The organism is Mycobacterium sp. GA-2829 (genome assembly GCF_001499965.1).
GTDB lineage: Bacteria > Actinomycetota > Actinomycetes > Mycobacteriales > Mycobacteriaceae > Mycobacterium.
Genome location: NZ_LQIT01000078.1, coordinates 14,379 through 36,886, shown reverse-complemented (window position 1 = coordinate 36,886; position 22,508 = coordinate 14,379). Strand labels below are relative to the sequence as shown.

Below are 22,508 nucleotides of genomic sequence, written 5' to 3'. Positions count from 1 at the left end.
TCACGTCGCACGGCTCATCGCCGAGATGATTTCCACGGTGGGTGACACCGCATGGGCGAGGAACCGGTAGTTCACCAGTGCTGCCTGATACCCGTCGCCCCAGTCGGGGTGGCGGGGCCCGGCCACCGCATCCACGGCCACCGCAACTCGGAAACCGTCCTCGAGAAGATGTCGCAGGTGAGACTCGACGCACATGTTGGCCAGCATTCCCGCGAGGACGACGCGGTCGCACCCTCGCTTCCGTAGCTGTAAGACAAGGTCGTTGGTCTGCGGACCGAATACCTTGTGCGGGCTCGCGACGGTGGTGGAAGCGTGGTTGATGTAGGGCGCCAACTCGGGTAACCAGTCCGCGCCCGACCCCGCGAAGTCGGTCAGATCCAAGGCCCCGGTGCGGGCGAACGTTCCGGTGGCGAACTCGTCGGACTCCAGTGGCCCGTTGAACAACCACTGCGAGTCGGACGGATAGAAGTAGTGCGGCGAGATCACCAACGGATAGCCCCGGGTGACGGCGGCGTCCATGAGCTGGATGAGGTGAGCCACTGTACCGTTCTCGGTGACACTCGCGCCGACGGCCGCCCAGTTGCGCCCGGTCGGGCTGAGGACGTCGATCTGCGGATCGATGACCACGACCGCGGTGTTGGCGGGGTCGAACTTCACTTCAGGAGCCCTAACAGTTGGTTGAAGCACTCTGACATCGAGGGATGAGTGTAGATCTCGTCGCGCAATACTGATGCTGTTATGCCATGGCGCATCGCCAGGGCGACGATGTTGATCACCTCCTGTGCGTCGTGACACAGGAGGGCGGCGCCGAGAATCTTGTCGGTGTCCGCATCGACAACTACTTTCATGATCCCGGCCGTGTCATCGACTATGCGGGCTCTGGCTACCGTCGCCAGGTTCACCACCGGGCTGGCCGCCACCTTGAAGTCATAACCCGCAGTGCGCGCTTGAGCTTCGGTAAGACCGACGCGCGCCAGTGGAGGGCTCAGGAACAGGCAGTTCGGGACCGCCCGGCGCTGGGCGGCAGACCTGGGTTCGGCGGCACCGCTGAGTTGATCGAGCACGATGCGGTAGTCATCGAGAGAGATGTAGGTGAACTGCGGTCCGCCGTTGACATCTCCGACCGCATAGATGTGGGGCTGGCTGGTACGGCGGTGATCATCGACCACGACGGCACCGGTGTCGGTGGTTTCCAACTCGGCCCGATCGAGTCGAAGGTGCGCGGTGTTGGGTGTGCGCCCGAGCGCGACCAGCACGACGTCGGCCTCGACGGTGGCGGCGCGTCCGCCGGCGACATATCCCACCCGCGCCAGCGGTGAGCCGCCTGGTCGCGAAACAGTCTGCACTTCACTGATTTCCGCTCCGGTGACGATGGTGACTCCCCTATCGGACAGGACAGACAGAGCAGCATCGGCGATATCTCCATCCTCATGTGCCAGCACCGCGGGGCGTTGCTCCAGCACGGTCACGGAGGTGCCGTAGCCGGCATACATCGACGCGAATTCCAAGCCGATGTAGCCGCCACCGAGAATCACAAGCCGGTCCGGGCGCGAAGCCCGCCGCAGCAGCTCCCCACTGGTGACCACGACCGGACTGTGCCGCACGCCGGGTATGTCCGGGATCACCGGTGTTGAGCCGGTACCGATGACGATGCTGCTCGCCACCACGGTAGCGATTTCGTCTTCGGTCTGTATCGAAACCGAGTTCGCGTCGATGAAGCTGGCCCGGCCGGTGAGCACTCGAACGGACGGGATCGATTCCAGTCCAACCAGGTTGGCGGCCCGTAGGCCTGTTGTCAGTCGCTCTGTGGCGGCGACCGCATCCGCGTAAGCCACACGCCCGGACGTGCCGCGCGGCGAGTGCTCACTGCGGTACACCATCGACTTCGTCGGCACACAGCCCGTGTTGATGCAGGTCCCGCCGTACATCTGCGCCGACTCCTCCACCAGCACGACACGCTGACCTTGCCGGCCCAACTCTGCCGCCAACGTCTTGCCGCCCTTGCCGAATCCGATGACGAGCAGATCGGCCTCGATCACGCGAGGAACTCGACAACCTCGCGGGCGAATTCCGTGACATGCTGGAAGAGGAACCCGTGCCCGGCATCGCTGTACAGAATGGCCTTGGCGTTGGGCAGCCGGCCCACCATCGCAAAGGTGGCGTAGGCATCGATCATCCGGTCGTGCGCACCGTTGGCAACCAAGGTCGGAATGGTGATCTCCCCCAAGCGATCCCAGATACTCGAACCGGTCGAGGCGATGACCGACAATTGCGCCTGCATCGTCTCGATCGACACCGGAACGTGCTCCGGCGACAGGACGCGGTCGTCCAACCTGCGCAGCGACTCCAGTCCCAGCTTGCGACCCGGGTCCTCGTCGGGGAAGAACAGATAGAGAAAGTCATCGTCGTCGTTGACGGGCTTGGTGGCGACCTGCCAGATCTTCGGAACGGGTTGCGGCATGCCGGGCACACCACCGCCGGGAGAGCTGCCCGCCACGATCAACCGGCGTACCAGATCAGGACGTTGCAACGTGGCCGCCTGCACCACGATCCCACCCAACGACCAACCGAGCAGGTCGGCCTCGGACAATCCCAGGGTGTCGACGAACTCGGTGAGTCCGCCGGCCAGGGCGTCCATGCTGGTCGGTGCGACGCCGCTGGTCCTACCGTGCCCGATGTTGTCGAAGACGATCACATCGCGTTCGGCTCCCAGCGCGTCCAGGAACGCCGGATCCCAGTGATCCATGGTGCCGCGAAAGCGCAACGCCAGTACCAACGGGACACCGGTACCCGCACCGATGCGACGGTAGGCGAACCGCGCACTCGGCCCGTCCAGATAGCGGGTCTCAGCCATCAAAGACAACGAATTCTCCATATCCTGTGCACCCTTCATCGATCATCGATCGCTCGCGAGATCGCGTCCGACCCGCGCCATCTTCAAATTCTCTTGCCTGCAAACCTCGGGAGCCATAGGCACATTGACTGTTGTTTCTGTCTGGCGACGCGGTGTCGGAGCTGGCCGCCCGGTGAGCAGGATGCGCCGCCCGCGTTACTCGAACGCGAAGTCGGACAGGTCCACCGAGACGATCAGTGGCTCGGCGGCAGCGGTGTTGTCGTCGTTGCGCGGGAAGATGCGCAGTTTGGAAGGCAACACGATTCCCTGAACGGTGACAGGGTCGAGGAGATAGCGAGCTGCGGGATTGCTGCCTTGAATATCCACGTCGTAGTCGTGGCGACGCAGCAGCCCCGTTTCGTCGGCATAGAAGGTCTGCACCGTGTTGTGGGTGGCGATGTCTTGGGGGAAGGTCACCCGCAGCCGCCGCCAGGTCTGCCCGTTCTCGGTCCACGGGTCGACCTCCTCGGTCGACACTCCAGGTCGCGCCAGGATGAACGGCGAGGTCAGATAGGTCCACATGGTGTATCCCGCGAAGTAGGCGACCTGCGCGTTACTCCACGGGGTTTCCATGACGTATCCGGCGAAGGAGTCACGGGGCTCGTCGAGCTGCTCGACCACCTCGCCCGCGGGCGTTTCGATGGTGACTCGCTTCGGGGTGAATTGGGAGCGGTGATCGGTGGGGGCGAAAGGCCAGTGCGACACCCATTCTCGGTTTAGGTCGACGCGGACGTTGGCCTCCTGCAGTACCGTCGGCTGGCCCTTGAGCCCCCACAGCACACCGCCCTGGCGAAGTCGGGCGTTCAAGAACGCGAACTGGCGGAACCGGTCGAGGCCGCCGTGTGCATCGATCATAAGATCAACCAAGTCAGTCATCATGTCTCCTCGAAAGGCTGCATCCCCCGTGGGATTCACGATGGGAAGGAGCTGATTCAGTTCAGCTCCATACGATGACTCTGGGCCATCGTCAGCCGACCAGGCATCCGTCAGACGACTACGTTTCGGTGCCCTCGGACGGTGGCCAGCGCAGCGAGGAGCGGTTGTGCCGGTTGATACCGCGCGTGGAATGCGTCTTCTGGACGTGAGCCCGCGCGGTGCTGTCGCCACCGCACAGCTCACCCTCAATTAGCCGTCAGTGGAGCCGGATGAAAGAACCACGAGTCGTACGGAGACTGTTATGCCAGCTTCTACAAATCGGGAATATGCAGAGATCGATCATGCAGTGTTACCAGTAGGCGTCGCCGTCTTCATCCGATGAATCACGGACGTTTCAAGTGACCCCGGCCTGGCGCACCGGATCAATTTGATCAAACGGCATGACGCCAACGGTTTGCAGCAGCTAGCGCCATATGCCAGTGGTACGCGCGAACGGCGAGGCGGTTGTGGCTCGCCCGCGTTGACTGATGAATGATGCTGGCGTTGATCATGTCGCGGCTATTCACTTCCGGAGCGGCACTTGTCGTTTCGGACTATCAGGATCGGTACGTCGGCGTCAGTCAGCAATGCGGACGGCGACGCATCGCGCATCGGCGTTCCCGTTGAGGGGCCTCCAGCGCTGACCACGACCAGCCGAGCCGAGCGTGCCAAGGGAATGAGGGCACTCCCCTTTCGGCCACTGCGGACCACCCGCTGAACGACAACGTCGGGATAGTGCGGCTGGAAGCCGGCCAGGCGTTCGGCCACCATCTCGCATTCAGTTTCGTGGTAATGCGCCCATTCGATCGGCGACCAACTCATGGAGGGGAAGCCCAGCGCACCGGGCTCGTCCCAACAGTGCACGGCTGTCAGTGATGCCTTCAGGCGAGACGCCGCTTCGAACGCGACCCCGATGGCATAGTGTTCAGCAAGCGATTCGCCTTGTACCGCAACCAGGATCGGAGCACCGCGCCGCGGGCGGTGTCCCTGCGGTACGACAGCCACATTGGTATCGGCGTAGGTCAGGAGTCTGTTCAAGGTGTGGCGACGAGTCACGTTGTGCCGCAGATGGAGTGATGTGCCTATTACCAGAAGTTCAGCGGACATTGATAGTTCGATCACGGAGGACACGGAGGCGTACGGGTCGAACTTCACACGGGTGAGCGGAAGTCCGCGAATTTCGGCTAACGGCTTCGCCCAGTCCATGGCGTCCATCACCGATTCTGTGCCGTCATCGGCAACCACCACCCCCACGGTGCGTGGAGAAGGCTGGGCCGGAGTCGTACTCGCGTGACCGGTGCCTTGCTCGGAGATCGTCATTCTTCTTCATCCCTTCTTCGATCGTTGGGAAGTTGCTTCGCCTTAGGCCGGTATCGCAGAATTACTTGCTCGGTAGAGCCCGTGATTTGCATTTCCTGCAGCGAGAGCCTCAGCCTTCGGTGCTCTTCAAGCGGCGGGTAGAGCTAGCACTAGTAGCTGTGGACTTACTCGACGTGGGCATCGTTGAGCTAAGTGACTGCGTGGTCCTGAGGTTGCTGCGAGAGCTGAATTTCATTGCGGATATCGGCAACCGGAGGAGGTCTGAGCAGGTAGCCGAACACGCTTCCATATGCGGTCCGCACCGCCACCAGCATCCAGGTTCCCAACAGCCCCAGGTAGGCCGCCACGGCTGCCAGGCGCAGCGCCGGTAGGCCCGTGTGGAGGGCCAGCTGACTGGTCCCGGTGACGAATGTGCCGACTGGGAAGGTCAGGCTCCACCATGTCAGCGCGAACGGCATGCCGCGGCGCAGGGTCCGCACCGTCAGAGCGGCCGCCAACCCGATCCACAGGAGTGCGAAGCCCCATACCGGTACGCCGAAGAGTACGGCGAACGCCTGCATGGCGCCGGCAATCCGCGGATCGACGGCCACCGCCGCAGTGCTGCCCAGAAGACCGGCGGCGGTGATCGACTGGCCGAGTGGTCCGAGCACGATCCACAACGTGGCAACCCGCGCGGTGCCCGAGGTGCCGTAGTGCACCAGCCGGCTCCAGATCATCGTGATGATGATCAAGGCGGCGATCATCGCCAGTCCGAACATCGCGAAACAGGCGTAGAGCATGGTGGTGCGGCCGGTGCCGGGGGCCATGTGCGGAATGAGGAGCGCCCCGGTCGCGGCGGAGACCATCGGCGGGACGACCGGCATCAGCCAACCGCCGAACGCCGCATCAGGAGTGACGTCGTGTTGGGTGAACATCAAGTACGGGATGGTGACGGAGGTGAACAGGCCAGCCACGGTGCCGATGCTCCACAACGTCCAGTCGAGCCGCACTGCCGCCTGCGCGCCGATGACGTCGGTACCCACCAGCAGCGCTCCGGCGCCGACCGTCAGCAGCGCCATGGGTGCCGCACCGTAGAAGTGCGCCATCTGGGTATTGTGCGCGTGACTCCGCGCGACGGTGGGGTGGCGAAGCCAATGTGAGCCGACGACGAGAGCGAGAGCCGCCAGCAGCACCGCCGCCACGATCCAGACAACCTCGGCGAACCCTCGCAGATAGGGCCATTGCACCGGCAGACTCGCTGCTGCGGTAGCCACGATCCCGGTGCCCATCACGGAGGCGAACCAGTTGGGACCCACGCCGTTGAGGAGGCGGCGCGCAGGTGACAGCGACACGACGGTGCCGTCGGGATCCGAAGTGGCGATCGTAGATGCGTGCATATTCGCCAAGTTATCCGTCGGCCGAACAGGCCGACAGGTATCCGGACACAAACAATGGTTGTGTCGACACGTTCACACCGGTGACACCGACCGTGATCGCTTGTTGAGCTGGGCAATATGGCTCAACAGATCTCGAACTGCGCCAGCCGGCGGGGTTCTGGCCCCGATCCAAACCGCGCGCAATGACCGTCGCAGGTCGAGGCCGGCGACGTCGACGGCCCGGAGGCGACCGAGTTCCAGGTCATCGGTCACGGCGAGCTTGCTCAGGACGGCGGGGCCGGCATTGGCAAGTACCGCGGCGCGTACGGCAGCCGCCGTCGAGAGTTCTAGCGCGGGTGCAACCTGCTCCACTTCGGTGCTCCGAGCGAGCGCGGAGCTTAGGAAGTCCCTTGTACCTGAGCCTTTCTCGCGGGTCACGAGCGGCATCGCGGCCAATTCCGCGGCAGATGTCGGCCGTGGCCGCCGGACCCAGCGGTGGTGCGGCGGCACAACCACGACAAGCTCGTCGTGCGCGACGGTGCTGCTGCGAATTCCGCTTGGCACACTTGGGCTCTCGACGAAGCCAAGATCTGCTTGATCGCCGCGAACGGCTAGGATCACATGTTCGCTGTTGGCTGCGGTCAAGACGACATCGGGCACCACAGCCCCTTGCCGGGAGATTGTCTCACGCCAGCTGACCAACCAGCGTGGTAGCAACTGTTCGGCCACTGTGAGGCTCGCCGTGATCCGCAGCCGGGTTCTGCTGTCATGGCGCAGAGCGGCCAGGCCGGCGTCGACCTCATGAGCGACGCCGAGCAGCCGGTCGGCCCACTGAGCGGCGACCACACCCGAATTGGTCAGTCGAGAACCAGATCTGGTGCGGATGACCAGGCGCACACCAGTTCGGCGCTCCAGCGCCGCAATTCTCGCCGATACCGCCTGCTGAGTGAGTCCGCACTCCCGACCAGCGGCGCTAAGACTACCGGTGCGGGCAACGGCGAGCAGTACCTCCAATGAGGAGAGATCGGGCATCCTAGCGCTCAGCGTCACGTTGCGACTCTAAAGGTCGCCGTCCCCCGGATTGTGCAAAGCCGTAACAGACCAACATTCTCCCCATGTACCGCCTCGCCATCAACTCGATAGAGGGCGCACCTGGTTCCCGGGCTTGGCGCAGTGTTTCCTGGTGAACGCGGCGCGCCTCCTACTCGATCAGCCAATCAGCTTGCGCTTGGCGTCTCGAACGCCTCGGGCGTTAGCGCGCCTGCGTCCCTCGAGGCTACGAGCATCGCCAACTCGTCAACCAAGAGGCGGGAGCGGCGGCTGCCGCAAGGAACGGGAGCAGGTGCCGCTCGCTCCTCGACGGCCAGAAGGTCGCGGGACGGTTGGGTTCCAGCATCGATGGCACCTGAGGCCACCCGTTGGCTAGCTGGTTACCCGTCCTCCGCGACGAACGCGGCGTCGTCGTCCGTCGGTGGAGCTGTCACGTACCGCTGAACCCTCGGGCCACTTGTAGAACCCCTCTCCGGCTTTCACCCCCAGTCGGCCGGAGTCCACATACTCGTGCAACAGCCGTCGGGGGCCTTCGGGTAGGTGGGGATTTTCGGCCGCGTAGTGATCCTCGATGTCGAGGACGATGTCGAGGCCCACTCGGTCCATGAGCCGAAACGGCCCCTCGGCGATGGCCAGGTTCGCGACCATGATCGCGTCAACCTCTTGCGGCGTGCAGACCCCCTCGGCCACAACCTCCAGGGATTCACGCTTGATGGCCGCCCAGATCCGGTTGAAGATGAACCCAGTGCTCTCCTTCCGCGCGACAAAGGGCAGTAAACCGAAGTCCGGTAACCGAGCCACGAGGAAGTCGATGACTGCCGGATCCGTTTCGCCATCAGACATCAGCTCGACCGCCATGTTCTGCGGCGGCATGGCGAAGTGCATGTTGAGCACGCGGTTACGGTGCGTCACTTCATCAACGACCAAACGGGACACATAGGACGACGAGTTCGTCGCCAGGATGGCGTCAGGGTCGGCCACCCGATCCAACACGCCGAATAGAGGACGCTTGACGTCCAAACGCTCGGGAACGGCTTCGATGACTAGCCAGGCGCCCGGCACTGCGCTTTCAACGTCGGCGTCGGCGGACACCTCCCCCGGTGTGCGGCCACTGCGCGGAGCGAGGGCGGAGATCTGTTCCGCTACATACCGCAGTGCACCGTCACGTTGGCCGGCATCTGTGTCAACGATAGTCACCGTGCTTCCTGCGGACGAGAACACCGCGGCGATGCGTCGGCCCAGTGTGCCGGCGCCGACGACGGCGACAGGGCGGTCAGTGATGTTGGTGGGCAATGTCGTGTTCACTGCAAGCCTTTCGATTCATTACGTATTGAGTATATAATGAATTGAACATAACAGGAAGGGGCGGCATGCCTGACGAGACGGCGCAGCGCAAGCGATCGAACACGCGAAAACGACTCTTGGATGCCTCCGCCGAGCTGTTCGCGCAGCGGGGCACGACCCAAGTCTCTATTGATGACATCTGCCGACGTTCGGGCTTCACACGTGGCGCCTTCTACTCCAACTTCAAGACCGTCGAAGACGTCTTCTTCGCTCTCTACGAACGCCAGAGCACCGACTTGCTTGACCGCATGGCCGACGCCGCAGCCGAAACGACAGCCACGACGCTGGAGGAGGCCGCCGACGCGCTCGTGAACGTTGTTCCGGCTGACATCGATTGGTATGTGATCCGCGCATCCTTCGCCGTCCGCGCTCGGGCGCGTGAGGACATTGCAGCCGCCTTGAGTTCGCATAATGATCAGCTGCGGCAGGGCATCGAACCCTTCATCGATGCGACCGTGCGTGCGGCTGGCCGGCGGTTGACCGTTCCACTCGACATCGCCGCACAGGTCGTCATCGCGGCGAACGTCGGAGCGGTATTACAGCGCCCTATCGACGACGACCCTACACATGCGTTGCGCCGCAACGCCTTCCTGGCGGCCCTCAAAGGTATCTCAGAAGAAGCCCACTCCGTGACAAACTCGCGGGAGCAACGATGACATCTGCAACGCCACGTAGGCTCTATGCGCTGGACCTGATCCGGGGCGGCGTCCATCGCATCGACCTCGACACCGGCGACATCGACGACCTGGCCATAGGCCTCGAGGAGGCGCCCGACGGCATCGTCGTCGATGAGACCCAGGGCTACGTCTACTTCACCCTGATGGGCCGTCCCGACACGCCGCTGGAGGCTGCGCACGAACCACCGTTCACCGCCCGCGACGGCTCAATTCAACGGGTACCCATTGCCGGAGGAACGCCCGAGATCGTCGTAGAGAGAGGGCGATTCACCACGGGAAAGCAATTGGCCACCGATCCCGCCACCGGGCGCCTGTTCTGGTGCGATCGTGAAGGATGCGCGGTCTACCGTTGCGAACGCGACGGCTCTGAAGTCACACCGCTGATCAGCAACGCAGGATCGGAACTCCCTTCGCCCGAGCGCGAGTGCGTCGGCATCGCGATCGACACGTCAAACGGATGGCTGTACTGGACTCAGAAAGGCCCTGCCGACGGTGGTAAAGGCCGCATACTGCGCGCCGCTCTGGAGATTCCGAAAGATGCGACTGCCGAGACGCGCCGGGACATCGAGGTGCTCTGGGATGGCCTACCCGAACCGATCGATCTCGAACTCGACGAAGACCACCAGACCCTGTACTGGACCGATCGGGGAGCACTACCGAACGGCAACACACTCAACCGTGCGCCGGTCCCCGAACACGGCGCAAAGGGAACCCCGCCTGAAGTCCTCGCCACGGGATTCTCCGAACCCATCGGCGTCGCGCTCAATCTGCCCAATAACGTCGCTTACGTGTCCGACCTGTCCGGCTGCATCCGCCAGGTCGACCTATCCAGTGGAAACAGCCGCGTGGTCGCTGTCCTCGGCGGAGCGGCCACCGGGATCGCCCTGGCGGCGTGACGGGCGGTGGTGACGACGGCGTCTGTGACTTCTCGGAGCCTCGGCCGCGTTATGGCCGTGCGTGTGGGTCGGAAGCGTTGAGGGCGGCGACCACATGTTGGTAGTCGCCGTGCGCTTCGGCGTAGCGGAGGACTTTCACGCGATCGACGAGTATCTCCCGGGCTTCTGGTTGGCTCTCGATGATCGTGAGTACTTGGTCAACGAACTCTTCCACCGGCATTGCGATGTCGCTGTCGCGTTGACCCGGTAGAAGGTCGGTCGCCACTGACGGTGGAACCAGCTCCAGGAGTTTGATTGAGGTATCGGCCAGCTGCAGCCGCAGTGATTCAGTGAGCATGTGGATCGCCGCTTTGGAGGCGTTGTAGCTCGGCACTACCTTCAAGGGCGCGAAGGCCAAGCCAGAGGACACGGTGACGAATGTGGCGTTGGGGCGTGATTGCAGGTGCTCGACGAACGCGGCGAGCAGGCGGATAGGGCCGAGCACATTCGTGTTGATGACCTGCTGCGCGGAGTCCAGGAAGCTCTCGGGATGGTGCCAATCCTCTACGCGCATGACGCCGGCCATCGCGATGACGACGTTGAGGTCAGGGCAGCGCTGGAGGACTTCGATCGAGGCAGTGGTGACAGAGTCGGGGTCGGCGATATCGATACGGACCGCTTCCATCTGCGGATAGGCGGCGGTGATTTCGTCGAGTTTGTCAGTGCGCCGACCGCCGATGACGACTCTGTTGCCTCTTGCACTGAGCTCTGTGGCGAGTGCAAGCCCGATGCCGCTCGTCGAGCCGGGGATGAAAATGGTGTTGCCCGTGACATTCATGCGAGTTTCTCCGTGTGGCGGGTTGTCCGCGCCTCAGTGGGCTCGGTGGACGTAGGTGTCTCGCTGGCGGCCCCGCTCGCGTGCGGGGTGCCGTGCCCGTCGGCGGGACAGCGAGCGGAATCGATAAGGGTTGCTGCGGCGGTGCGGGCATGCACCATAGGGGAAAGGTCGTTGAGGGTGGTGGCCAACGCCGTGGCGCCCTCGAAGAGCACGAGCAGTTGCTGGGCGAGCTGCCAAGGATCGAGTACACCAGCGTCGCCGGCCACGGCGGTCAAGTGCTCGGTAAAGCGTTGTTTGTGATCGCGCACGATGTCGTCGACCGCTTCGACCTCGCCGACAAGTTCGACTACTGCGTTGTGGAACGGGCAGCCGCGGAACCGCTTGACTGCGGCAGCGTCGAAGATGGCCAGCAGGCGTTCGCGGGGGGCTAGATCGAGTTGCAGGCGCCGCTCCATCGGAGATCCGCCCCGTTCCTCGACGCCCCGCAGGTAGGTTTCGATCAGTGCGTTTTTGCTGGGGAAGTGTTGATAGAAGGTTCGCTTGGAGACTTCGGCGTGCGCGATCAGTGTGTCCACGCCGGTGGCGTGGATGCCACGGCGGTAGAACAGCTCCGATGCCGCCGCGGTAATCCGCTCGCGGGCGCCGCGACCCTTCCTGCGCGTTCCCGGTGCGCCTGCCGATGCGGTGCTCATAGCTGCTCAGTATACAGAGCCGTCTACATAAGGACAATGGCGACCTTTGGTCACCGACACCGCCTGTCACGAATAGAGTTGCTATGCAGAGCAATACGGCCCGCCCGGCTTACAGTCACTAGTGGAGGGCGACGTCGGCGAAGCGCATTGCCACCATCGCACCCTCCCCGTCCGGGACGTTGCCGCTGTCGGTGAGGCGGTATGCGCGGCGGGTCAGGGCGATGGGAAAACCGTCGGTGACGGTGTAGTCGGTGAGGTACTGGCTGGCAGGGAAGGCGCCGGCGATGTCGACGTGGTAGTCGTGGCGGCGCAGCAGGCGCTCGTTATCGAAGTAGAACCGCTGTCGGCGGCTGTGGACAGGGAGGGCGGCGGGAAAGTCGGCGCCGATGCCGACCAGGACGCGCCCGTGGTGTTCGACCGGTTTTAACCGGTGCAGATTGACCTCGCGCCGCGACAGCAGAAACGGACTATTGAGGTAACCCCACAGTGCATAGCCGCTGAAGTAGGCCCGTTGCAACGCTGTCCAGGGACTGGTGATGTCGTGGCCCGCGAAGCTGGACCTCACATCGACGCCTTCGGCAACGACAGTGCCGTCGACTCTCTCGATGGCCGTGCGCTCTGCGGTGAAGTTAAGTCGCTGATCGGCGGCGCCGAACGGCTCGATCGACGTGGCGACTCGACCCAGTGAGACCCGCACATGTCGAGGAGTCCGGTCTGTGCGCTGGCCTTTGAGGTCGTAGAGCAGGCCGCCACTGACCAGCGTGGCGTCGAGATGGTCGTAGGCCTTCCAGCGTGCGAGGCCACCGTGAGCGTCGAGGACGTCGGCGAGCAGATTGCGAAGGCGAGTGTGAATCACACCCCAAAGTAAACCACACTGATCTGTTTACATTAGCGGTATGGCGCGGTAGCGTCACGCCGACAGGTCAACTAGGCCTGCCGCCCCTACCGGCTCCGCGCCGTCCCACGGGCGGTCAGTCGTCATACCCGTCGAAGGAGAACAACGTTGGCTAAAGACCCAACCAGTCCGATCTTGGTGATCGGTGCTACCGGACGCCACGGAAACACCGGTGAATACCTGGTGCGGCGGCTGCGAGAAGAGGGACGAGCGGTGCGAGTACTCGCCCGGACACACAGTGAGCGCACCCAGCGGATCGAGGAGCTGGGCGCTGAAGTGATTCTTGGTGATCTGCACGATCGGCGCAGTCTGCTGCCAGCGTTGGCCGATGTCGACTTGGTCTACTTTGCCTATCCCATTGCCGCGGGGGTGGTCGATGCGGCGGCGAACTATGCCGCGGCAGTGCGCGAGGTGGGCCGCTTACCGCGGACCGTGGTGATGTCTATGGGCCCGGCGCAAAAGGATCACCCCAGTGATCTGGGCAAGGCCCAATGGCTGGCAGAGCAGATCATGGAGTGGGCCGGTTTGGAACTCCAGATTCTGCGCGTGAGCGCCCTATTCCACCAGAATCTGCAGGTATTGCACGCGCTGTCAATCCGGCGCGAGCAGAGATTCCGTAACTCGTTCGGGTCGGTGAAGATGGCGTGGATCAGCGGGCAGGACGCGGCCGAACTCGGCGTTGTTGCGCTGCTGGACCCCGGGCGGTTCACAAAATCAGTGGTATGGCCGCAAGGCTCCGAGCTGTTGAGCCACTACGACATCGCCGAGATGCTCACCGACGTGCTGGGCGCCACCGTCACCTTCGACCCGGTCACCAAGGACCAGTGGCGCCAGGAACTCGTCGACCTGGCTAGCCAGGACGGGGAAACGGTGGTCAACGAAGCGATGGCGCAGCACATTTCGTCGATCGGACACGCAGTGTCCGTGCAGGGCGCGGCGTCACTGCCCGCCGACCCGGACGCACTGCGTGCACTGATCGGCCGCGAACCGATCTCGCTGCGCGACTATCTGAGCACCCGCCGCGAGGAGTTCGCTCCGACCGGATCGGCTGCCGCAACCACCACTCGTGGCACAGGTGGGTGATGGTGGATGGCTCAGCTCCCGGCACCATTGCGCATATGGCGCGCGACGACCCCAGCCTGTTCGGCTGGTGGTGGGCGACACCGGATTCGACGCGGCCCTTCACCTGAACATGAATGGGATCACCAATGATCCAGTCCTATCGCCAGCGCACTCGGTCGCTGGAGCAAGCCAGGAAGACCGCCGCTGTTCGTCACCCTGGGCAGCCCTATGAAGTTCTGCGCGTCCGGCTCCCAGACACGGGCGCCGGCTTGCTCAGTCAACACACGTCGACGTGCTGGCCGAAATCGCCATCACCGTCGAACACGCCGTGACCCACCACAATCAGATTCAAGGAGCGCCACAATGTCTCACCACCTCGACTCTCCCCTTGCCCGCCAAGACATTCGTCTCGACATCACTGACCTTTACCTCTTCCGAGGCGACACCGGCACCGTGCTCATCATCAACGTCTGCCACTCCATGGGCGGCGACATCGCCACGCCGGGCTTTCACCCCGAAGGCATGTACGAGTTCAAGATCGACCTCGATGGCGACGCCACCGAAGATCTCACCTACCGCTTCACCTTCGCCGACCGCTCCCCAGACGGCCTCCAGGATTTCACCCTGCACCGTACCTCCGGGATCCAGGCCACCGACCCCTTCGCCAAAGGCGCACTTCTGCTCGCCGGCACCACCCAAAAGGAGACTACAGGCACCACCGGTGTACGGGTCTGGGCCGGCCGCGCCGGTGACCCATTCTGGATCGAACCCGACGTCGTGCACGCAGTCGGACACGCCGTACAAGACGGCACCGTCATCGACCTCAGCGGCTGGCACGCCGAACACGCCACCAACCTGTTCGCCGGCCAAAGCGTGTACTCGCTTGTCCTCGAACTCCCCGACGCCGAACTCACCCCCCGCCGCGACGACAACCGCATCGGCGTATGGGCCGTGGCCTCGCTGGCCACCGACGCCGGCGGCTGGCGCTCCATCAACCGCGTCGGGCTACCCATGATCCCACCGCTGTTCACCCAGTACAACGAGCAACTCGGCGACGACCTCAACGGTGGACACCCCCGCGACGACTACGCCACCTACGGAGACGCTGTGGCCGCTAAGCTCGCCGCCGTCATCGCCGCCTACGGCACCGCCACCGACCCCGAGGCCCTCGGCGCGCTCATCGCCCGCCGACTACTTCCCAACGTGCTGCCCTACACGGTCGGCACACCCGCAGCATTCAGTTTCGCCGGCTTCAACGGCCGGTCCCTGATCGACAACGCCCCCGAGGTAATGTTCAGCCTCGCCACCAACACCCCGATCAGCCAGGGCATCGGGAAGAACTCCGTCACCGCACCACCGACCACCACGTTCCCGTACGTGTCGGTTCTGCCGTGAGCCGCCGCCCTGATCACCACGCCCACCGTCCCCACTCCCCCTACGGCGACTCCACATTCTCGGCCACGAGCCGTTCAGGTTTTCAGGGTCGGTGTCAGCGCCGCCGAGAGGACCTTCGCGTCGCGGGTCGCGAGGGTGAGGTTGCGGCGCGACGCCTGGGCAACAATCACCCGGTCAAACGAATCACGGTGTCCCGAGGGAAGTCGCCCAGCGAGGATCGCATCGCCGGCATCTGACCGAACTGCCGCGGCGTTGGGGTTGCGGGTGATGACTACCGACATTGTGACCAACGAGGTTCTCCTGGTGACCGTTCAGCGCGTCGACCACCGGATCGCGGCATCACAGAACGCAGTGGAGTGCCCGGGCGTTTATCTCACAGACGGCGCCTCGCTCAATCGCTGCAGCCCGTCATCGACGCTGATCCCCTTGTCGCGAGTGTGTACCGAAGACCCGATACCCTTGATCCAACCCGCGCCGTAGATGAGCTCGGCTATCTCAAAACCGATGTCGCCCAAAGTAATGAGCTCATGTTCGTCCTATGTGTTACGTTCGGCGCCAATGTCAAGTGCTACGTTGACCGTCTGTCCTACCGCGACCGAGATACGCTGCACTGAAGGCGGACCGGGGGCAAGGTACCGATCGGCTCGAACGGCACTCGGTGTTTTTCGGGTCGCGCATTGCTGCGCGAGTCCTCAAGTGCGTGGACCAGTTCCGGATCCCCGACCATCTCGCCTGCCCCAGGCGCCGACGACCGTCGGCAGCGTCCACACCGCCTTGGCCGCGAGGAGCTCCTCGCCGAGTCGCTGTGCGAGCGTGTCGAGGCCGAGGTCGGACTCCGTCGCGACACCGGAGCCCACGATGGCGTCTTTCATCGTGCGCACGGTGCCGGCGACGTAGGCGGTCCCGATGCGGTCGTCGTGTCGCCAGTAGGTCTGCAACCCCAACACGTCGACCTCCTCAAAGCCTGCTTCGGTCAATGCCGTCGGCAACAGCTGACCCATGTAGGCGTTCCCGTTTATTTGCGAGAACCCGGCCAGCAACCAGTCTCGGATACGGCTGTACAGCGCCACCTCCGGAACCGCGCGCCAACCACCCATGTCGTAATCGACTGCGACGAACAGCCCTCCGGGTCGCAGGTTGCTGATGTGGTGGGCGAGCACATCAGCGGCGTCGGGTAGGTGGATGAGCAACAACCTGCAGACGGCCGCATCGAACCCCTCGTCGTCGGTGAAGGTGCGGACGTCGCCTTGGCGAAACTCCACATTGCGCAAGCCGCAGGCGGCCAGCCGTTGCTCGGCGGCGGCGAGCTGCGCGGGATCGCGGTCGATGCCGACGACAAAGCCGTCCGGCCCCACCATCTGAGCCGCTTGAAACGCAACGTCCCCGGGGCCGCATCCGAGGTCGAGGACGCGCATACCGGGACGGGCGCCTGCGCGTTCGAGAAGCAGCGCTGTCGGTTCGGCGATGATGCTCGCCTGCGACTGCAGGCGCGCGATCTCGGTGTCGTCGCTTCCGAGGGCGTATTCGTGTGTAGTCACATGTTCTATAACGACGCCGTCGAGAGAAGTATCCTCGTTGCCGGCCCACCAACCCTAAGCACCATCAGGTCGAAAGTCCGATCGGCGTGCGTCACGTGCATCCGCACGAATTGCGATGGTGGAAGGTCGTCGGGATGCGAATGTGCTGCGGCGCATCAGCATGACCGCTGACGCGGCGCAGCAGAAGTTCGACCGCGGTGGCGCCGATCGTCTCCACGTCCTGCGCCGCAGCAGTGAGTTTGGGTTCGAACAGGTCCGACCATTCGAAGTCGTCGTAGCACACGAACGCCAGGTCGGTGGGAATCGACAGACCGAGACTCCGAACGGCCTTGAGCGTCCCGATCGTCATCGCGTTGTTCAACGACACCAGCGCGGTCGGGCGGTTCTCCCCCGCCATCAGCGCGCGCACTTCCCGTTCCGCCACGTCCGTGCTCGACTCGCCGTCGAGGACCAACGCAGAGTCCACGGCGATCCCGCGGTCCGTCAGCGCCGTCGCGTAGCCCTCGAACCGCTCCGTGGTGGAGGAGATCCCCGCGAGGCCCCGCACCACGGCGATCCTCCGGTGCCCGAGGTCGAGCAGGTGCTCGGTCAACAACCGCGCCGACGAGAAGTTCTCCGCGCCGACCTGATCACTCCCGACATCGACACCACGGTCGATCAGAACCAGGGGCGTGCCGGTACCGATGATCTCCGGGAGCGTGATCCGCTCCGAGCCGGCTGCGGGCGCCACGATCATTCCGTCGACCTTTCGGTCGAGAAGCGAATCGATGACGCGTTTCTCCGATTCCGCGTCGTCGTGGGAATCTCCGACGATCAGCACATACCCGGCGTCGGACAGCGCCCGTTCCACGGCGTGCACCAGGCCGCCGAAGTACGGGTTCGTCAACGCGGAGATGGAGAGCCCGACGGTGTGTGTACGCCCCGCCGCCAGTGATCGAGCGACGACGTTTCGGCGGTACCCGGTCTCCTCGATGGCCGCTTCCACGCGTAGACGCGTGGCGGTGTTGACCTTTCGCGTGCCGTTGAGCACGTGCGAGACCGTGGACGCCGAAACCCCCGCCATCCGCGCCACATCGCCCATGGTGGTCATCGGAGTCGCACGATGCGATCTGCTCGACCTGCCGTCGACTCGATCAGCCGGGCATTGCGCTCGTCGGATCCGAGTGCCCAGGACTTCGCGTCCTCCGGGGACTTCCCGTACGCCTCGTGGCGGCGCACCAGTCGAGCGTGGCGAACCTCGGTGTCGGGAGCCAAGAACCACACCTCGTCGATGCACGACCGTGCCGCAGGCCACGCATCGATCTCCAGCAGCAGGTAATTGCCCTCGGTGACGACCAGCGGCACCGAGGCAGGGACGGCGATCGAAGAACCGATCGGCTCTTCGATCTCACGCCGGAAGCGTGGCGCGTACGCGACCGGGTCGTCCACGTTTTGTGACCGAAGGTGAGCGATCAGCCGTGCATAGCCGCCGTCGTCGAACGTGTCGTGTGCACCTTTGCGATCCAAGATCCCCAAGTCGATCAACACTTCGTTGGCCAGATGAAACCCGTCCATGGGGACGAGCACGGCAACGTCCGGACCCAGGGCGGTAACGAGTTGTTCTGCGACGGTCGACTTCCCGGCGCCGGGAGCGCCGGTGAGACCGAGAATGCGGCGCTCGCCGGGAACGACGAGCGCCTTGGCCGACTCGACCAATTGGCTCAGTGTGGCGTCCTGCACGGCCTGCTCGATGGTCATCGTGCTCGCTTCCGAGTCAGTGCAACAGGAAGTTCTCTCAGCCACGCGCGCGGCCCGGCCACCGAACACCGTAGTGCTGCCACGTGGGCGGAGCGATCGATGCGCTCGGCAACGCTGTCTCGGATCTGGGTCGAGTAGTACGAATACGCACCGTGAAAGGCGTCGCCGGCACCCAATGTGTCGACCACCGCGACCGGTTCCACGGGTACGGACCCGCACGTGCCGTCCGACCACCACTCCACGGGATCGCCGCCGTGCGTGATGATGACGGTGCCGACGCCGCCGCGGATGATCGCCTCGGCCGTGGACTCCGAATCCTCGGTGCCCGGCATTCGGAAGTCATTGGAGCAGACCACGTCCGTCGCGTGGGGAATGATGTCGCCCATCACCGGTTTCCATCGGCCGGCGTCGACGACTCGCGTGGTGGTGAGCGCTTGTGCATGTCGCATCGCCGCACGCGCGATCAGCGGGTGGTGCCCGTCGACCAGCAACACTTCGGCCTCGGCCACGAGGTCACCGAGGTCCCCCGGTGGCGGCGCGTCGGAATTCACCGCGTCGAGCGAGACGACCGATCGGTCACCTGTCGATTCGACGACCGACACCGCGGAGACCGGTACCGCCCGGGTGGTGCCGGCGGCCGCGTCGACAACTCTGACGCCGTATGCAGCGAGGTCTGCTCGGATCAATTCGGCGACCGGATCGTCGCCAAGAGCGGTCACGAGGATCGCGTCGCCGCCCAGCGCTGCGAAGGTCACGGCCGCATTCGCGGCCGGTCCACCTGCTGCGACGAACTGTGCGGTGGAGGTGATCTTCTGGTTGGCCGCAGGCGGTTTCGCGATGCGGTGGATCACGTCGAGAGTCGCCAGCCCGACGAACACCCCGACCGGAGCCTTATCAAAGACCGGCGCGTTCCTCATCCGTCGGCTCCTCCGCACCGGTCATGAGCGCGACGACCTCGGACATCGAGCGCTTCTTCGGATCGACGACGCCGGCACGTTGCCCGAGGCGGTGGATGTGGATCCGGTCGGACACCTCGAAGACGTGGGGCATGTCGTGGCTGATGAGTACCACGGGGATGCCCCGGTCGCGGATCGACCGGATGAGGTCGATGACCTGTCCCGACTCCCGCACACCGAGAGCCGCGGTCGGCTCGTCCATGATGATGACGCCACGGCCGAACGCGGCCGCTCGCGCTACCGCGACACCTTGCCGCTGCCCGCCCGACAACGTCTCCACAGCCTGGTTCACGGATTTGATGCCGATCTTCAGATCCGTGAGGTGCTGCGAAGCCTCCTGGCGCATTCTCGGCATGTCCAGCCGACGGAACAGACTGCCGGCGAGGCCTTTTCGTCGCACCTCGCGACCGAGGTACAGATTCGACGCGATGTCGAGCGCCGGTACGACCGCGAGATCCTGGTACACCGTCTCGATCCCGGCCGCCCTGGCGTCTCGGGTGTTCCGGAACGACACGGGTTCGCCGTTCATCAGGATCTCGCCCGAGTCCGGAATCACCGCCCCCGCCAATGCCTTGATCAGACTGGACTTTCCGGCACCGTTGTCACCGATGACCGCGAGGACCTCGCCCTCACGAAGCTCGAAATCGGCTCCGTTGATCGCGGTCACGCTGCCATACTTCTTGACGAGCTTGCGCGCCTCGAGAACGGGGGTGGCACTCATTGTGATCTCCTGCGGGCGAATTGATCAACCGCCACCGCCACGATCACAAGCACCCCGGTCGCGATGTTCTGGTAGAGACTGTCGACGCCGGCCTGGGTGAGACCATTACGGAGAACGCCGACGATCAGCGTGCCCACCAGTGTTCCGACGACGCCTCCGCGCCCACCGAACAAGCTGGTTCCGCCGATGACCACTGCTGTGATCGTCTCCAGGTTGGCGTTCTGGTACGCGTTCGGATCCGCGTTGGGTATGCGACCGAGAGCAGCCCACGCAGCGACAGCGGCGATCACACCGGTCACGAGGTAGACGGAGAACAGCACCCGCCCGGATTTGATGCCCAACAGGTCCGACGCCTGCGGGTTACCTCCGACGGCGTAAATGTGTTTACCCCAGGCGGTCTGGGACAGCGCGTACCACACCACGAGGTAGACCAAGAGCATCGCCACCACACCGAAGGTGGTCGAGAACGACCCGATGCGAAACGACGTGCCCAGGAACGTGAGCGGTCCCTTCTCCACTCGGTACGTCTCTGAGCCCGCGAGCAGACGGGTGCCCGCCAGAATCGCCGTGAACGTTCCCAACGTGACGATGAAAGGGGGCAATCGCAGCATTGTGACGAACCCGCCGTTGATCGCACCGAACACCACGCACACCAAAAGGGTCAATCCGAGCGCCACGACCGGCCCGTTGGCCCCCGCACTCTGTGCCATCACGATGGTCCCGAAGACGGCGACCGCGCCGATCGAGAGATCGATGCCCGAGGTGAGGATGATCAGCGTCTGGCCGACTGCGAGGATGCCGACGACGACGGACTGTTGAAGGATCAGCGACACGTTCTGCGGATTGAGGAACGAATCGGAAACGGCGCTGAAGATGATGATGGCGATGGCGAGTGCCACCAATGGGCCGGCCAGCGGTTCACGCAGAATGTGTCCCACGGTGAATCGGCTCGACAGCGATGATTTCGCTGCTGCCGGCGCCTCAGTGGTCATGGCGGAATTCACCAGCAGTTCTGTTCGCCCCAGGCGGTGTCCATGGACTCGAGCCCGGCAACCGGCTTGTCCGTGATGAGTTGCGAACCCGTGTCGTTGAATCCGCTGGGCTTCGTCCCGTCCTGGGCGAATTTCACCACGGCCTGTACACCCTGCTCGGCCATCTTCGCCGGGAACTGCATCACCGTGGCGCCGATCTTGCCGGACTTAACGTCGGCGACGCCTGTGCAACTTCCGTCGATCGACCCGATGGTGATTTGGCTTGCGCGGTTGGCGGCCTGGATGGCCTCGTACGCACCGGCCGCTGCCGGCTCGTTGATCGTGTAGAGGGCGTTGACACCCGGTGCCCGTTGAAGGAGGTTCTCCATAGCGGTCTGCGCCTTGGTCTGGTCGCCGTTGGTGTTCTCCTGGCCGACGATCTCTGGCGAGCCGTCCGTCACGCCGAAGCCCTCGAGGAATCCGTCGTGACGGAAGGTGTCGACGGTGCCACCGGGGGTTCCGTCCAGCATCACGACCTGGGGCGCCGTGTTACCGAGCGCGGCCCTGACCCATTTGCCCTGACTGACGCCCGCGGCCTTGTTGTCGGTGGCGAACGTGGCGTCGACGGCGTCCTCGGGGTCGGTCGCGGTGTCGAGAGCAATGACGACGATGCCGGCGTCGCGCGCCTTCTTGATCGCGTCGAGCACGCCGGTGGAAGAGTTCGGAGTGATCAGAATGCCCTTCACGCCCTGGCCGATCATGTTCTCGATGGCCGCGACCTGGCCCTCGTTGTCACCGTCGAACGCGCCCGCCACCGCGATCAACTCTGCGCCGTCCTTTTCGGCCTGCGCCTTCGCGGACTCACGCAACTTGACGAAGTACGGGTTCGAATCGGTCTTGGTGATCAGCCCGACCTTGACACTGTCGGAACCGGATCCGCCGCAAGCGGTGAGGCCGAGGGCCAGTGAGCCTGCCATCAGGAATACGCCGACTGTGCGTGCGCCGTTGTTGCGCTCTCCGAACATGTGATCTCCCTTGACCCGTGACGCCGAACGCGCCTGTTCTACAGCAGGATAGGAGCAGACAAGCGCTTGCGCATGCGCTTGCGCGATTCTTTTCAACCGACCTCCGTCCACTTCGTCCGATCGACCGCGGGGCGCGTCTGAGACCGGTAAAGCTCGATCGGAACGGCCATTTCGACGCCGACCGGCGCGGTACATTGCCTTCGACGGGTTGGCGGTGTGAGTAAGTCGCGGGGGGTGGAACGTCCGACA

Annotated in this window: 22 protein-coding genes and 1 pseudogene; 4 read left to right on the top strand and 19 right to left on the bottom strand. The window is 64.2% G+C overall.

Features of this window, described 5'->3' with window-relative positions:
• The 8 genes from AU194_RS28985 to AU194_RS28955 form a co-directional block, all read right to left on the bottom strand.
• Complete coding sequence (locus tag AU194_RS28985; RefSeq protein WP_059092699.1) at window positions 1-657, bottom strand: isochorismatase family protein; 657 nt, start codon at window positions 655-657, stop codon at window positions 1-3.
• Window positions 654-2,039: an FAD-dependent oxidoreductase gene (locus AU194_RS28980; protein ID WP_231743616.1), complete on the bottom strand. Its 1,386-nt coding sequence runs from the start codon at window positions 2,037-2,039 to the stop codon at window positions 654-656. Before AU194_RS28980 ends, AU194_RS28985 begins: the two co-directional genes overlap by 4 nt.
• Entirely contained in the window at window positions 2,036-2,854 is an 819-nt protein-coding gene (locus AU194_RS28975) for an alpha/beta fold hydrolase (protein ID WP_231743615.1), read from the bottom strand. The genes AU194_RS28980 and AU194_RS28975 overlap by 4 nt, the downstream gene beginning before the upstream one ends.
• A 195-nt stretch (window positions 2,855-3,049) precedes the next feature.
• Complete coding sequence (locus AU194_RS28970; RefSeq protein WP_059092811.1) at window positions 3,050-3,769, bottom strand: hypothetical protein; 720 nt, start codon at window positions 3,767-3,769, stop codon at window positions 3,050-3,052.
• A 558-nt stretch (window positions 3,770-4,327) separates the two neighbouring features.
• Window positions 4,328-5,128, bottom strand: a complete 801-nt coding sequence (locus tag AU194_RS31545; protein ID WP_082698898.1) for a universal stress protein — start codon at window positions 5,126-5,128, stop codon at window positions 4,328-4,330.
• Between the two features lie 188 nt (window positions 5,129-5,316).
• Window positions 5,317-6,504, bottom strand: coding sequence for a TDT family transporter (locus AU194_RS28965; protein ID WP_059092697.1), 1,188 nt, complete (start codon window positions 6,502-6,504; stop codon window positions 5,317-5,319).
• Window positions 6,505-6,576: 72 nt separating this feature from the next.
• A complete protein-coding gene (locus AU194_RS28960; RefSeq protein ID WP_059092696.1) occupies window positions 6,577-7,533 on the bottom strand; it encodes a LysR family transcriptional regulator in 957 nt (318 codons plus the stop codon).
• 372 nt (window positions 7,534-7,905) lie between these two features.
• On the bottom strand, window positions 7,906-8,838 hold the full coding sequence (locus AU194_RS28955) for a 3-hydroxyacyl-CoA dehydrogenase family protein (protein ID WP_082698897.1): 933 nt from the start codon (window positions 8,836-8,838) through the stop codon (window positions 7,906-7,908).
• 65 nt (window positions 8,839-8,903) lie between these two features.
• On the opposite strand from AU194_RS28955, the gene AU194_RS28950 reads away from it, so the two are divergent.
• Window positions 8,904-9,533 carry a TetR/AcrR family transcriptional regulator gene (locus AU194_RS28950; protein WP_082698896.1) on the top strand — a complete coding sequence of 210 codons (630 nt, stop codon included), beginning with the start codon at window positions 8,904-8,906 and terminating at the stop codon, window positions 9,531-9,533.
• On the top strand, window positions 9,530-10,450 hold the full coding sequence (locus tag AU194_RS28945) for a hypothetical protein (RefSeq protein WP_059092694.1): 921 nt from the start codon (window positions 9,530-9,532) through the stop codon (window positions 10,448-10,450). The genes AU194_RS28950 and AU194_RS28945 overlap by 4 nt, the downstream gene beginning before the upstream one ends.
• 49 nt (window positions 10,451-10,499) lie before the next feature.
• On the opposite strand, the gene AU194_RS28940 is transcribed toward AU194_RS28945, so the two are convergent.
• The 3 genes and pseudogenes from AU194_RS28940 to AU194_RS28930 all read right to left on the bottom strand — a co-directional run bounded on the left by AU194_RS28940 (window position 10,500) and on the right by AU194_RS28930 (window position 12,815).
• A complete protein-coding gene (locus AU194_RS28940) occupies window positions 10,500-11,267 on the bottom strand; it encodes an SDR family oxidoreductase (RefSeq protein ID WP_059092693.1) in 768 nt (255 codons plus the stop codon).
• 113 nt (window positions 11,268-11,380) lie between these two features.
• Window positions 11,381-11,959: pseudogene (locus AU194_RS28935) on the bottom strand (TetR/AcrR family transcriptional regulator); the annotation flags it as partial.
• A 118-nt stretch (window positions 11,960-12,077) separates the two neighbouring features.
• Entirely contained in the window at window positions 12,078-12,815 is a 738-nt protein-coding gene (locus tag AU194_RS28930; RefSeq protein WP_157576588.1) for a hypothetical protein, read from the bottom strand.
• 147 nt (window positions 12,816-12,962) lie between these two features.
• Between AU194_RS28930 and AU194_RS28925 the strand changes: the two genes are divergently transcribed.
• A complete protein-coding gene (locus AU194_RS28925; RefSeq protein ID WP_059092691.1) occupies window positions 12,963-13,937 on the top strand; it encodes an NmrA family NAD(P)-binding protein in 975 nt (324 codons plus the stop codon).
• A gap of 342 nt (window positions 13,938-14,279) precedes the next feature.
• The gene (locus AU194_RS28920; RefSeq protein WP_059092690.1) at window positions 14,280-15,311 is read left to right on the top strand and encodes a DUF4331 family protein; all 1,032 of its coding nucleotides are present in this window, start codon (window positions 14,280-14,282) and stop codon (window positions 15,309-15,311) included.
• A gap of 74 nt (window positions 15,312-15,385) precedes the next feature.
• Here AU194_RS28920 and AU194_RS28915 read toward each other — a convergent pair whose 3' ends face one another.
• The 8 genes from AU194_RS28915 to AU194_RS28880 form a co-directional block, all read right to left on the bottom strand.
• Window positions 15,386-15,592, bottom strand: a complete 207-nt coding sequence (locus AU194_RS28915) for a PIN domain-containing protein (protein ID WP_231743614.1) — start codon at window positions 15,590-15,592, stop codon at window positions 15,386-15,388.
• Window positions 15,593-16,003: 411 nt separating this feature from the next.
• On the bottom strand, window positions 16,004-16,849 hold the full coding sequence (locus AU194_RS28910; protein ID WP_059092689.1) for a class I SAM-dependent methyltransferase: 846 nt from the start codon (window positions 16,847-16,849) through the stop codon (window positions 16,004-16,006).
• A 91-nt stretch (window positions 16,850-16,940) separates the two neighbouring features.
• On the bottom strand, window positions 16,941-17,939 hold the full coding sequence (locus tag AU194_RS28905; protein ID WP_059092688.1) for a LacI family DNA-binding transcriptional regulator: 999 nt from the start codon (window positions 17,937-17,939) through the stop codon (window positions 16,941-16,943).
• Window positions 17,936-18,586: a nucleoside/nucleotide kinase family protein gene (locus AU194_RS28900; RefSeq protein WP_059092687.1), complete on the bottom strand. Its 651-nt coding sequence runs from the start codon at window positions 18,584-18,586 to the stop codon at window positions 17,936-17,938. Before AU194_RS28900 ends, AU194_RS28905 begins: the two co-directional genes overlap by 4 nt.
• A complete protein-coding gene (locus tag AU194_RS28895; protein ID WP_059092686.1) occupies window positions 18,583-19,503 on the bottom strand; it encodes a PfkB family carbohydrate kinase in 921 nt (306 codons plus the stop codon). Before AU194_RS28895 ends, AU194_RS28900 begins: the two co-directional genes overlap by 4 nt.
• A complete protein-coding gene (locus AU194_RS28890; RefSeq protein WP_157576587.1) occupies window positions 19,481-20,263 on the bottom strand; it encodes an ATP-binding cassette domain-containing protein in 783 nt (260 codons plus the stop codon). The genes AU194_RS28895 and AU194_RS28890 overlap by 23 nt, the downstream gene beginning before the upstream one ends.
• The gene (locus AU194_RS28885; protein WP_059092684.1) at window positions 20,260-21,255 is read right to left on the bottom strand and encodes an ABC transporter permease; all 996 of its coding nucleotides are present in this window, start codon (window positions 21,253-21,255) and stop codon (window positions 20,260-20,262) included. Before AU194_RS28885 ends, AU194_RS28890 begins: the two co-directional genes overlap by 4 nt.
• A gap of 8 nt (window positions 21,256-21,263) precedes the next feature.
• Window positions 21,264-22,259, bottom strand: a complete 996-nt coding sequence (locus AU194_RS28880) for a substrate-binding domain-containing protein (RefSeq protein ID WP_059092683.1) — start codon at window positions 22,257-22,259, stop codon at window positions 21,264-21,266.
• Window positions 22,260-22,508 lie beyond the last annotated feature (249 nt).